Origin of the sequence: Boudabousia liubingyangii (genome assembly GCF_001907245.1) — a bacterium.
GTDB lineage: Bacteria > Actinomycetota > Actinomycetes > Actinomycetales > Actinomycetaceae > Boudabousia > Boudabousia liubingyangii.
This window is the reverse complement of the sequence record NZ_MQSU01000003.1, coordinates 385,887-399,683: the sequence shown is the minus strand read 5'-3', so window position 1 is coordinate 399,683 and position 13,797 is coordinate 385,887. Positions and strand designations below refer to the sequence as shown.

General features: G+C 62.8%; 4 protein-coding genes. All 4 read left to right on the top strand.

The features are described 5' to 3' along the window. The first annotated feature begins 38 nt into the window (after positions 1 to 38). The 4 genes from BSR28_RS06465 to BSR28_RS06450 all read left to right on the top strand — a co-directional run bounded on the left by BSR28_RS06465 (position 39) and on the right by BSR28_RS06450 (position 13,771). Positions 39 to 2,066 carry an ATP-binding protein gene (locus BSR28_RS06465; RefSeq protein ID WP_073713677.1) on the top strand — a complete coding sequence of 676 codons (2,028 nt, stop codon included), beginning with the start codon at positions 39 to 41 and terminating at the stop codon, positions 2,064 to 2,066. Continuing rightward, a complete protein-coding gene (locus tag BSR28_RS06460) occupies positions 2,056 to 3,648 on the top strand; it encodes an acyl-CoA carboxylase subunit beta (protein WP_083563141.1) in 1,593 nt (530 codons plus the stop codon). The genes BSR28_RS06465 and BSR28_RS06460 overlap by 11 nt, the downstream gene beginning before the upstream one ends. A gap of 98 nt (positions 3,649 to 3,746) precedes the next feature. Continuing rightward, positions 3,747 to 13,208: a type I polyketide synthase gene (locus BSR28_RS06455; protein WP_073713676.1), complete on the top strand. Its 9,462-nt coding sequence runs from the start codon at positions 3,747 to 3,749 to the stop codon at positions 13,206 to 13,208. After that, complete coding sequence (locus BSR28_RS06450) at positions 13,208 to 13,771, top strand: holo-ACP synthase (protein ID WP_083563139.1); 564 nt, start codon at positions 13,208 to 13,210, stop codon at positions 13,769 to 13,771. Before BSR28_RS06455 ends, BSR28_RS06450 begins: the two co-directional genes overlap by 1 nt. The last annotated feature ends 26 nt before the right edge of the window (positions 13,772 to 13,797 follow it).

Here is a 13,797-nt window from a genome sequence, read left to right as displayed (position 1 = left end):
TACGGTTGGAACATTCCAAACAGTAATAAGGGGGATACATGCAGATCACCAAGGTACTGGTAGCCAACCGGGGCGAAATCGCCGCCCGCGTCTTTCGGACGCTCACTGAAACCGGCCGCCAATCCGTCGCGATCTACGCTACCCCCGACCGTGGCTCCGCCTGGAGTCAACTAGCTGACGAAGCCATTCACCTGCCCGGGGAAAGTGCCGCAGAAACCTACCTGAACGGCCCCGAAATCCTACGGATTGCGCAGGAAAGGGGCGCTCAGGCCATCCACCCCGGCTACGGGTTCCTCTCTGAAAACCCCGAGTTCGCCGCGCAGGTCGTTGAAGCTGGGCTGATCTGGCTGGGCCCCAGTGCCGCCGCCATTACCGCCCTGGGTGACAAGGCGGAAGCTCGGGCCCTAGCGCAGAGCCTGAACGTGGGCACCATCCCCGGCACCAACGAACCCGTCCGCACCTGGGCGGAAATCCGCGCGTTCGCGCAAACAGCCGGCTACCCGATCCTGCTGAAGGACCCCGCCGGCGGTGGGGGTCGCGGCATTCGTGAACTAGCTGACCTGAGCGCGCTGATCCAGTTGGCTGCCGACCAGGGCGTAAAACTAGCCGCCGAGGACGCACCAGACCAAGACAGTTGGGGCCAGCAGATTGGGGCTGACTCTGCCCTGCGCACTTCCTTCCTAGAAAAGCGCCTAGTTGGCGCTAGGCACATTGAAACCCAATGCCTGCGTGACCAGGCGGGGAACTTCTGGCTGGCATCCACCCGCGACTGCTCGGTCCAGCGTCGCAATCAAAAACTTATCGAGGAAGCCCCCGCCTTCCTGCCCCCGCATACCGAAACACAGCTGCGGGAATGGTCCGAAAAGCTCTTCCAGGCAGTGGACTACGTGGGCGCGGGAACCTGCGAATACCTGGTCGATAAGGACGGGAACGCCTACTTCCTAGAGGTCAACCCGCGACTACAGGTCGAACATACCGTGACCGAGGCCGTGACCGGCACGGACCTAGTGGCCCTACAGTTGGCGATCGCGGAAGGCCAGGCCCTACCCCAGGTCCTGCCGGCAGATCCCACTCCGCGTGGTCACGCCCTGCAACTACGTATTACCAGTGAGGATCCGGCCCGCGGACTGCTACCGACCGGCGGTACCGTCAGTGAGATTAAGTGGCCGGCAGGCCCGGGGATCCGCATTGATGCGGCCCTAGCCCCCGGGGAAACCATCCCCACAGCTTTTGATTCCCTGATTGCCAAACTGATTATTAGCGCCCCGACCCGCCAGCAGGCGGTCGCCCGGGCACTGCGGGCACTAAGCGAACTGCAGATCGCGGGCGTACCGAACTCTGCCAGCCTGTATACGGAACTACTTTCAGATGCGACTCTGGCTGGGGATCCGCAGCAGATTCATACTCGCTGGCTGGAAAGTACTCACTTGGATCCCGCTTGGCGTGAGGCTCAGGGATTGCCCGCCACTCCGAGCGGTACCTCTGGGATGGCGGCAGAGGCGACTGATACGGCAGGTCAGCACGTCGGACCAGCTAATGCTGCGGGTCAACAAATCGGAGCGGCTAATGCTGCGGGCTCCGCCACTAGCAGCGGCCCGGCGGAAAGTGCCCCTACCTGGGCTGAAATCCAGATCGAACTGGGCGGGAAACTACAAAGCCTGGCGGTCAACACCGTCCAACTGCGCGAAGCCCTAGGCCTGTGCGGGGTTGGTGGGCAAAACCTAGGGGGCGTACCTGTCCAACCCGTTCGGCGTGCTCGTCGAAATACTGTCGGAAGCGCCGGCGGGAACGCGGGCGGCAAGGACAACGCGGTAACCGCACCTATGCCCGCCACCCTCATGAAACTACCGGTTGAAGTGGGCCAAAACGTCCAAGCCGGGGAACTGGTTGCCCTGATTGAAGCCATGAAAATGGAGCAGCCGCTCTACGCCCCCAAAGACGGGGTGGTCAGCGAAATCCTCGCACAGGTGGGCGATTCACTAAGTAGCGGACAGACCATCATCACGCTGGCTGACCAAACCAAAGAAAATGCGACCGACGAAGGGCAGGTAAACGATGCTAGGTAACCTACTGCGCCGAATCAAACCCACCAACGAGCGCCCCGCCCGCGACCGCAAAACCTACAGCGAACACGTCGACAAGCTAGCCGAACTGGCCGAAAGTCGCGCCCAAAAAACCCAGCACGCCAAAGGCAAACTCACCGCCCGGCAACGCATCCACACCCTGGCCGACCCCGGCACCTTCCAAGAAATCAACCGCTTCCTGGGCGGCGACATTGACGAAGACTACCTAGGCAGTGGGGTCATCACCGGCTTCTGTAAAGTTGGCGGACGCCCCGTGGCCGTCTACGCCCAAGACTTCTCTGTCCGCGGCGGTTCCCTAGGGCAAGTTGAAGGCCAAAAAATGATCCACCTGATGAACCAAGCCGTCCAGCTGGGCATGCCGCTGGTTTCCCTGCTGGACTCAGGTGGTGCGCGCATCCAGGAAGGAGTGGCCGCGCTAGCCCAATACGGGAAAGTCTTCCAAGCAACCTCGCTAGCATCGGGGGTAATCCCCCAGATCAGCGTGATTCTAGGCCCCTGCGCGGGCGGCGCCGTCTACGGTCCCGCCCTGACCGACTTCGTGATCATGACCAAAAACTCCTCCTTCATGTTCGTCACCGGGCCCGAGGTCGTCAAAGCCGTAACCGGCGAGGACGTCACCAGCGACGAACTGGGCGGCGCACAGCTTCACTCCGCAATCACCGGCGTCAGCCACTACCTGGCCGAGGACGAGGAAGACGCCCTGGACTTCACGCGCACGCTACTTAGCTACCTGCCCTCCAATAGTGGCGAAAAACCACCCACTTTTGCCTACCAGCCCAATGCGGAAGATGAGGCCCGGGCACAGAAAGTAGGCGAGCTAGTCCCCGCGAACCCCAAGCAGTCCTATGACATGAACGCCGTCATTGAGTCCCTGGTGGACTATGGGGAATTCCTTGAAATTCAAGAGCTTTTTGCCCCCTCGATCATTACCGGATTCGGGGCCTTCTGCGGGCAACCCGTCGGGATCGTCGCCAACCAGTCCCTAGTCGATGCGGGCACCCTGGACGTTAACGCGTCCGAAAAAGCCGCCCGCTTCGTCCAGTTCTGTAACGCCTTCTCACTACCGATCGTCACCCTAGTGGACGTGCCCGGATACCGACCTGGCACGGAACAGGAACGCGCCGGAATCATTCGCCGCGGCGCGAAAGTCATTACCGCCTACTCCACCGCCACCATCCCCCTGATTACGGTGATTGTCCGCAAAGCCTACGGGGGTGCCTACATTGTCATGGGCTCCAAGGCAATGGGCGCAGACTTCAACTACGCCTGGCCCGGTGCCGAAATTGCCGTCATGGGCTCTGAAGGTGCGGTCAACATTGTCTACCGCAAAGAACTCGCCAAAGCCAAAGCTGACGGGGACGACCTAGAGGCAGCCCGCAAACGACTCGAAGAAACCTACGCCACCCAGGCGGTCTCACCCAACCTGTCCCTACAAATCGGGGAACTAGACGGGCTGATCTCACCCGAGCAAACCCGCCAAACCATCTGCCAGGCGCTCATGGCTACGCGACAAAAACACCGCCGGGCAGCCCCCTGGAAATACGGGACCAACCCGCCACTGTAGGCCGCCAGCGGCCTCGGCAAAATCAAGCCGACCAGACCTAAAAACCCAAAACCGAAAACTTTAGACCTTGCTCCCAAGCCGGAACCCAAAGGAACAACATGGAAAACCAAAACAACAACCGCTCCTTCCCCGCCCTCTTCGCCGGGCAGGCCGCTGACTGGCAACCCGCCTGGCAGGACGCCCCCACCCAGCCCAGCTGGCAGGTCGCCCGTGAAACCTGGGAGCAAGCACAAGCTCTACTAGTGCCGGTTACTCGCGAACTAGTCACCATCGCCCCGCACGCCACTGGGCAGATCCAGGCCCTCTTCAACGGCGAAAACCCCAACCTGAACGACGCGGACGTGACCGTGTCCATGCCCGCCATCCTGCTGGCCCAGATTGCCGCCCTCGCTGAAGCCCAGGCTTCCGGACTGCGGATCGACGCCGAAAACTCCCTTGGGCATTCCCAGGGTTCCTTGGCTGTGGCCGCCGCTCAGGCTTGGAATCGTGGGGACCGCGCGACCCTCGCCCAAGTAGTGGCCCTGTCCGTCCTGATTGCCAATGCCGCCCAGGCCCAGGTGGCCGCCGCCGGCTGGCCCCGCCACCAAAGCTGCATGCTTTCAAGCCGCGGCCTGTGCCGAAACGCCATCAACAGCATCCTCGAAAAACAGGGTCAGGACGTCCAGGTTGCCCTACAAAATGGCTCCCAAACCTTCGTCCTCTCCGGGCATCCCCAACAGTTGGCCGCCTTCCAGCAGGTCGCGGAAAAACACGTCCAAAAACGCAACCAAGAACTGGCCGACAAGCAGCGCGGGGGCACCGAAATCAACCCCATCTTTGAAGCTCTCCCCGTCGGCGTCCCCTTCCACCACCACGTCCTAAAGCCCGCCCTAGAGCGCACCCTGGCCTGGGCGGAAAACTGCCAGCTACCCGCGGACCTCAGCCGCGACCTGGCCACCGCGATCCTAGTCGAGGCCCACAACTGGCCCACCGACCTAAGCGAACTAGCCCAAGCACACGACTGGGTGATCAACCTGGGCCCCTCGGACGGACTCACCCGCCTCTCCCAGGCCACCGTCAGCGCCCAAAAACTACAAATCCTAGAGGCCGGCACCCGCACCCAACGCGAAAAGCTAGCCAACCCGCAAGAACTAACCCGCGCCCTGGCCAATGGGGAAGCCCGCCGGGCAGCCGCCGACTACCGACGCTTCCAGCCCCAACTGATCGCCCTGCCCGACGGTAGTGTCCGGGTCGAAACGGCCTTCACCCGCCTAACCGGTAACTCCCCCGTCCTACTAGCAGGCATGACCCCCACGACCGTGGACGCAGAGATCGTCGCCGCGGCCGCAAACGCCGGCTACTGGGCAGAAATGGCCGGTGGCGGCCAATACTCCCCTGAGGTTTTCAACCACAACCTCAAGAACCTGACCGCCCAGCTGGAACCGGGTCGCTGCGCCCAGTTCAACTCCATGTTCTTTGACCGCTACATGTGGAACCTGCAGTTCGGCACGCAGAAGATCGTCTCTAAGGCCCGCGCGGCCGGCGCCCCCTTCAACGGCGTCACCATTTCTGCCGGTATCCCCGAGGTCGCCGAGGCCACCGAACTCCTCGAATCCCTAGCGGCAGACGGCTTCAGCTACGTGGCCTTCAAGCCCGGTACCGTCGCCCAGATTAAGGCTGTCCTAGAGATTGCCGCCGCTAACCCGGAACGTCAGATCATTATGCAGGTCGAGGACGGTCACGCTGGTGGTCACCACAGTTGGGAAAACCTAGACGACCTACTTTCGGCCACCTACCCGCAGATTCGCGCACATGAGAACGTGGTCCTGTGTGTCGGTGGTGGGATTGGTACGCCCGAGCTGGCCGCCCGCTACCTGCTGGGTACCTGGTCGGAGCAGCTCACCGGGGATCGCCGTCCCGTCGATGGCATCCTGGTGGGCACGGCCGCGATGACCGTGAAGGAAGCAAAGACTTCCCCGCAGGTCAAGACCCTACTGCGTGATACTCCCGGCGTTGACGCCCAGGATCAGGGTGGCTGGGTTGGTTCGGGCCAGGAACGCGGTGGCGTCACCTCTGGTTTGTCTCACCTACACGCGGATATGTACGAGGTCGCTAACGACTCGGCCGCCTGTTCGCGCCTACTGAGCGAGGTGGGTAGCGATATGGAGGTCATTGAGGGCCGCCGCGCAGAGATTATTGCGGCCCTGAACCGGACCGCGAAGCCCTTCTTTGGGGACCTAGAAGCCATGACCTACCTGCAGTGGGTACAACGCTTTGTGGACCTGTCTTTCCCGTGGACCGACCCAACTTGGCCCGATCGTTTCCTAGACCTACTGCACCGGATCGAGGGCCGCCTGAACGAGGCGGACCACGGCCAGATTGACACTCTATTCCCCAGCCTAGCTGAGGTTGAAGACGGCCCGGCCGCAGTGGAAAAGCTGGCCGCCGCCTACCCGCAGGCCGCTGAAATCTTGGTGAATCCGGCTGATGCCGCCTGGTTCCCCACCCTGTGCCGCAAGCACCACAAGCCCCTACCTTTTGTGCCGGTAATCGATGGCGACCTGGCCCGCTGGTGGGGCATGGATACCCTGTGGCAGTCGCAGGATGAACGCTACCCGGCCAGTGCCGTGCGGGTCATCCCCGGCCCGGTTTCAGTAGCCGGTATCGACCGGGTTGATGAGCCGGTAGCCGAACTACTGGGGCGTTTTGAAGCTGAAACTGTCAACCAGTTGCAGCAGCAGGGAGCCAGCGCGACCCGCACCTACGCCCGTCTGGGTGGGGCCCGTGAGGCGGCCGATTTCATCCGTAACTGCCCGTGGCTAGATTGGCGCGGTCACCTAATGGCTAACCCGGCCGCTAGCGCGGACCCGGAGGCCTGCCAGGTCGTGCAGACCCCGCAGGGTTGGGATCTGGTGATTAACTGTGATACCCGCTGGGATGACCTACCCCAGTCCCCCGCCTTTGCGGTCAAGGAAGTTCGCATCCCCGTAGAGTTGCCCGCGTCGGTAGCTACCGGTGCGGTCCTTCCCGTGTCTGATGAGCGTCTCTCTGAGGCCGTTTACGGCCTGCTAGCTTGCGTGGCCGGGATTGGTTCGACCAGTGCCAGCGGTGATGAACTCACCGCCCTCCCCCAGGTTTCGAAAGAGGCAGGCTCGGTCTTTGGGCGCGTGGATTATCAGTTCACCCTCAACGGGCGCGTCTTTGCCCAGCACTTGGCGACGACCGGCGCAGGCCTTGAGGTCGTGCAGGATGCCAGTGGCGCAGAGGGGTTTAACCTTCCCGCTGCCCTTCCTGATGCGCTGGTGGGTCCGTGCTGGCCGGCAATTTATGCGGCCTTGGGCTCGGCTTACCTGCCCGATGGTTTCCCCGTGATTGAGGGCCTACTACAGGCCGTGCACTTGGATCACTGCGTGGACTTTACCGCTGACCTGCGTCCCTTCCTGGCGGGCGAGCAGACCGTGCAGGTGCAGGCTCGCACTTCCCCGCTGGAAGAATCAGCTTCGGGCCGGATCGTGACGGTCACCTTGGAACTGCGCGTCGCCGGCGAACTGTGGGCCGTGTTGACGGAACGTTTTGCGATCCGAGGCCGCATTACTACCTCGGCAAAACCGTCTTCCGTTGGTGGTTTTGGCGGTCAGGGACGCCAGGTAGTCAGCGCGAAACGTCAGTTTGTGCGTCGTACCGTGGTCGCGGCCCCGGCTGAGATGACACCTTTTGCTTTGGCTTCGGGGGACTTTAACCCGATCCACACTTCGCAGCGGGCGGCCGCCCTGGTGGGCTTGCAGGCTCCGCTGGTTCACGGCATGTGGCTGTCGGCTACCGCGCAGGCGCTAGTGTTGGCGGGGGCGGGTCATCATGATCCGCGTCAGCTGCTGGGTTGGACCTACTCCATGTACGGCATGGTGCAGTTGGGTGACCTGGTTGAGTTGGTCGTTGAGCAGGTTGGTCGTGGTGCCAATGGTGAGTTGGCCCTAGAGGTGACCGCGAAGATTGATGACACGGTCGTCTCACGCGGTCAGGCGCTGGTGGCCGCCCCGGTGACCGCCTATGTGTACCCGGGTCAGGGTATTCAGGCGGTGAAGATGGGTGCTGCGGATCGTGCCGCTAACCCGGTGGTTCGGGACGTGTGGGCGCAGGCGGATGCGCATACTCGTCAGGCTCATGGTTTCTCTATTTTGCGCGTGGTGGATGAGAATCCCACTGAGATGCGCGTGGGCGGGAAACTGCTGCGTCACCCGCAGGGTGTTCTGCATCTGACCCAGTTCACGCAGGTCGCTTTGGCGGTTTTGGCCTATGGTCAGACGCGCCAGTTGGAGGCCGCTGGGCAGTTGGTGCCTGGGTCTTTCTTTGCCGGTCACTCCCTGGGTGAGTACACGGCGTTGGCTTCCTGTGGGCGGATCTTTGACCTGCCGGCCGTGATTGATGTGGTTTATTCGCGCGGTAGTGCCATGCATTCGTTGGTGCCGCGTGATGAGCAGGGTCGTTCGAACTATCGTCTGGGTGCCCTGCGCCCGAACCAGTGCGGTTTGGGTGCGGACCAGGTTGAGGACTTCGTGGCTGGGATTGCGGAAGAGACCGGCGAGTTCCTGCAGATCGTTAACTACAATGTGGCCGGCAGCCAGTATGCGGTAGCCGGTACGGTGGCCGGTTTGGAGGCCTTGTCGCAGCGTGCGTCCCAGTTGGCTGAGGCTCGTGGCGGTAAGCGTCCCTACATTGAGATTCCGGGGATCGATGTGCCGTTCCACTCGAAGGTTTTGGCTCCGGGCGTGCCTGCCTTTGCCCAGACTTTGGAGCGCCTGCTGCCCGAAGAGGTCGAGGTTGAGGTGCTAGCAGGCCGTTACCTGCCTAATCTGGTGGCTCGCCCCTTTGAGCTGACTCGCGATTTCGCGCAGGCCATCCTTGAGGTTGCTTCCGCCCCGAAGCTGGCTGAGATGTTGGCCGATGGGGATCGTTTTGAGCGTCTGGCCCAGTCGGAGCCGGGTCGCTTGGCGCGCGTCCTGCTGGTGGAGTTGCTGTCTTGGCAGTTTGCTTCCCCGGTGCGTTGGATCGAAACTCAGGCCCTGTTCTTCACCCCGGCTGCCGAGGGTGGCTTGAGCGTGGAAGAGCTGGTTGAGGTCGGTTTGGCGGCTTCCCCGACCTTGGCTAACTTGGCGCGTCGTTCCCTGCAGTTGCCGGGCTTTGACGCGCAGCGCGTAAATGTCTTTAACCTGGAGGCGGATGCGAAGCAGCTTTTGGCTTCCGAGGCCGTGGCCGCCCCGCCGCGTTCGGCTGAGCTTGAGCGTTTGGTGGCCTTGGCTCAGGGTGCGAAGCAGGCTAATGCCCAGCTAGCTGAGGCTAATAGTGCCGCCGCCGCTGATGCGGTGCCGGCTACGGCTGATACGGTTCCGGCGGTTTCGCAGGCCGCGGGTGCTTCTGCCGTAAGTACCTCGGCTGAGTCTGGCCCGGCGGCGTCTACTTCGGCCGCATCTGCCCAGGCGGAAACCCCAGCCACCCCAGCAGCTGAACCCGCCCCGGTAACTGAGGCTGCGCCCTCGGCCGGAAATGCCAGTTCCGGGCCCGCCCCGGAAGCCCCCTTTGGTGCAGCCCAGGCCGCCCGTGCCCTATTCGCTTGGCAGACCAAGCTACGTGCGGACCAGATCCAAGACGCGGACACCATGGACACCCTAACCAATGGGGTTTCCTCCCGTCGTAACCAGCTACTCATGGACCTGGCGGCCGAACTGCAAGTTGCCTCAATTGACGGTGCCGCAGAAGCACCCGTGAAGGTACTACTGGAACGTGTCCAGCAGGCCGCGCCCACGTATCGTCCGTTGGGCCCGGTCCTGCAGGCCGTGGTCGAATCACAGTTGCGTCCGCTCTTTGCCAGTGCTGGCATGAAGCTGGCCGCGGTTGAGAATCGCCTGCGTGACCAGTGGGCCCTACCCGAATCTTGGGTGGCCCCGGTACAGGTGGCCTTGCTACTAGAACTGCGTGAGGGTGAGTCCCTGCGCGGTGGTCAGCTGGGTGCTTGGCCGACCGCTGGGAACGCGGATACCGCCCAGGTGAACGCTTGGATCGATCAGGCGGCCGCACAGGTCGCTGCCGAACTGGGCTACCAGTTGCAGGCCCCGAATGCGGGTGGTGCCGGCGGCGGTGGCGGTACGGTAGATGCGGCCGCCGTGGCCGAACTCCAGTCCGCCCTGACCGGCCCCGATGGCGTCCTAGCGCGCATCACTCGCAGTGCCATGAAGGAACTGGGCCTGAACACTGACGCCCCCGTGGTGGAATCGGACCCGCAGGCGGCGGCCCTCCTGGCCGCGGTGGAACGCGAACTGGGCCCGAAGTGGTTGGAGTCGGTGACTCCCGCTTTTGATGCGAATCGGGCGGTGGTTTTCAATGACCGTTGGGCTTCTGCCCGTGAGGATCTAGCTCGCGTGGCTACTAGCGCGGATGACGCCCAGCTGCCGGAGCCGATTCGTTTTGCCGGCCTGGGTGAGAAGGTCTCTGAGCAGGCCCAGTGGTGGGCCGAGCAAGGTGGCACGCACGCGGACTGGTTTAGCATGGTGGCCCGTTTGGCAACCCAGCCGCCCTCGGAAAAGTACAGCGATCAGGTGGCTTTGGTGACCGGTGCGGCCCCCGGTTCGATTGCCGAGGCCGTGGTGGCGGACCTGCTTTCGGGTGGCGCGACCGTGATTATGACGGCCTCGCGAGTAAACGCGACTCGCCTTGATTTTGCCCGTCGCCTCTACGCCGATCACGCTTCTGCGAACGCGGTTTTGTGGCTGGTTCCCGCTAACCTGTCCGCTTTTGCGGACGTGGACGCACTGGTTTCTTGGGTGACTTCGGTGCATTCAGAAACCGCCGGTCAGGTGACAAAGATTTTGAAACCGGCCCTGCTGCCGACGCTCCTGTTCCCCTTTGCGGCCCCGCGGGTCTTTGGTTCCCTATCGCAGGCCGGCCCGCAGGCAGAGCGTCAGGCGCGACTCCTGCTTTGGAGTGTTGAGCGTCTGATTGCGCAGGCGGCTTCCGCTTTGGAGCAGTCCGGCACGAATGAACCTCTGCACGTGGTCCTGCCGGGTTCCCCGAACCGCGGCACTTTCGGTGGCGATGGTGCCTATGGTGAAACTAAGGCGGCCTTTGATGCCCTGGTGAATAAGTGGCAGGTGGAGGCCGGTTGGCCCCAGCAGGTGACGTTGGCTCGCGCTCACATTGGTTGGGTGGCCGGCACGAACCTGATGGGCGGCAATGATGGTCTGGTCCCGGCGGCGCAGGCGGCGGGCGTGCAGGTTTATACTCCGCAGACTATTGCGAAGGAGCTTTTGGCCCTGTGTGAGCCCCAGATGCGGGCGCAGGCGGCGAAGGCCCCGGTGGAAGCTGATCTGACTGGGGGCCTGGCTGAGGCGAACTTGCACTTGCCGACTCTGGCGGCACAGGTGGCGGCTGAGCAGGCGGCCCAGAAGGCAGCCCAGGTAGCTCGTGACGAGGCTGCGGCGTCCGCTTCCCGCGCTGGCCAAGGTGCGCTTTCGGGTGCTTCAGCCCAGTCAGCCCAAATCGCGGCCCTGCCCTCTTGGTTGGGTCCGACCCTGGCACCCTCGGTCCCGGTCGGTGAGACCACGGCCCGCCTTGAGGACCTAGTAGTCCTAGTGGGTACCGGTGAGGTTTCCGCGTGGGGTTCGGGGCGTACTCGCCTAGAAGCTGAGTACGGCATTAAGCGTAATGGTCAGGTAGAACTGACTGCCGCTGGTGTCCTGGAGCTGGCTTGGATGATGGGTCTGCTCACCTGGGCTGAGGACCCGGAGGCCGGCTGGTATGACCAGTCCGGACAGTTGGTCCCGGAAGCGGAGATTTATGACCGCTACGCCGCCGAGGTCACGGCCCGCTGTGGCGTGCGCGAGTTCGTCAATGATTCCACCCTCGTGAATCTGGGTTCGATGGATGCCGAAACGGTTTACCTAGAACAGGATGTGGAGTTCACGGTCCCGAATGAGCAGACTGCGCAGGCTTACCTGGAAGCGGATGCGTCGGCCTCGTACTTCCCCAACGAGGATGGCGAGTTCGTGGTCCGTAAACTGGCGGGTACTCCCGTACTGGTTCCGCGGAAGGCAACTTTGACCCGCACGGTGGGTGGCCAGTTGCCGACCGATTTTGATCCTGCGAAGTGGGGTCTGCCGGTGGGCATGCTTGATGGCATGGACCGGATTGCCGCCTGGAACCTAGTGACGTGTGTGGATGCCTTCCTTTCGGCTGGGTTTAGTCCGGCTGAGCTCCTGCAGGCGGTTCACCCCAGTCAGGTGGCTTCCACTCAGGGCACTGGTATTGGTGGCATGGAGTCCCTGCGTCAGGTCTTCTTGGATCGTTTCTTGGGTAAGGATCGCCCGCAGGATGTCCTGCAGGAGGCCCTGCCGAATGTGGTTGCCGCGCACGTCATGCAGTCCTTCGTGGGTGGTTATGGCGCGATGATTCACCCGGTGGCGGCCTGTGCGACCGCGGCGGTTTCCGTCGAGGAAGCGGTCGACAAGATCCGCGTGGGTAAGGCCCAGTTTGTGGTTGCCGGCGGTATTGATGACATTAGCGTGGAGTCCCTGACCGGTTTCGGTGACATGAATGCGACTGCGGATTCTGCGGCCTTGGCGGCTCGCGGGATTGAACCGCGTTTCTTCTCTAGGGCTAATGACACTCGCCGGGCGGGCTTCGTGGAGGCTGCCGGTGGTGGTACGGCACTGTTGGCGCGCGGTGATCTGGCGGCCCGTTTGGGCCTGCCGGTTTTGGCGGTCGTGGCTCACGCGCAGTCTTTCGCTGATGGTGCGCACACTTCGATTCCGGCCCCGGGCGTGGGTGCTTTGGCTGCCGGTTGTGGTGGCGCTGAGTCCATGCTGGCCCGCAGTCTTCGTTCACTCGGTTTGAGCGCGGATGATGTGCGCGTGATTTCGAAGCACGATACGTCTACGAATGCGAATGACCCGAATGAGTCCCAGTTGCATGCTTCCTTGTGGCCGGCTTTGGGCCGTCAGGCGGGTAACCCACAGTTTGTGATTTCGCAGAAGTCCCTGACAGGTCACGCTAAGGGTGGGGCGGCGCTGTTCCAGATTGCGGGCTTGACTGAGGTTTTGCGTTCTGGTCGCCTGCCGGGCAATGCGGCACTGGATTGTGTGGATCCTTTGATTCAGCCTAAGTCGGGCGAGTTCGTGTGGTTGCGTGAACCGTTGCACCTAGGTTCGGGGGCGGTTAAGGCCGCGGCTTTGACTTCCCTTGGTTTCGGGCACGTTTCGGCCCTGGTGGTCTTGGCGCACCCGTCTTGTTTCGAGGCGGTTTTGGCGGCCTCTGGTCAGGACGTGGCGGCTTGGCGGAAGCGGGCGCAGGCGCGTTTGTCCGCTGGTGCGCGTCGCCTCTGGCAGGGCATGATCGGCCACCAGCCCCTGTTCGTAAAGGTGGAAGAGCGTCGTCTTCCCGTCCAGGGTGCTGATGTGACTGAGCGGGCCATGCTGTTGGATGCAGATGCTCGACTTGGTGCCGCTGGCGTCTATGAGCGTGAGGCTTCTGCCGCGCAGGAATCTGCCCGTGAGGGCTCTGCGCAGCAGCCGGCCAGTGGAGGGGCCCGCTAATGTGGGCCACCGCTAGCGTGCCGCTTTCGGCCCAGCAGGAAGCTAAGTCAGGACCCCGTTTTGTCCATGGTCTTCCCAGCGCGGATATTCCCCAACCGGGCCTGCCCCAGTTCGCACATTCTGCCCCCAGTTTTTCGGGGTTGGATTTGGCGGCTGCGGGCCCGGTCTTGGGGGCCGGGATTGACCTAGTACAGGTCAGTACCTTCCGCGCCCAACTGGTGCAGCCAGGTTCTACTTTCCTGCGGGTCTTTACGGATTCCGAACGGGCTACGGCCGCGACCCGACCGGCGCCTCACGCTTCGTTGGCGGCTCGTTGGGCGGCGAAAGAAGCCTTCATTAAGGCCTGGTCGCAGGCCTTGGCTCCGGGCCCATTGGCACTGGCGGATTCGCCCGAGCTTTGGCCCCTAGTTGAGGTTGAGTCCGACCCAATGGGCCGCCCTTCCCTGCGATTACACGGGATGGTACGTCAGGCCTTCGAACGGGATTTTCCGCAGGCGCAGCTCCTAGTTTCCCTTACTCATGAAGGCGATTGGGCCAGTGCGCTGGTGATGATCTGCTCCTAATTAATCTTCCCTCCCATCAATATTTA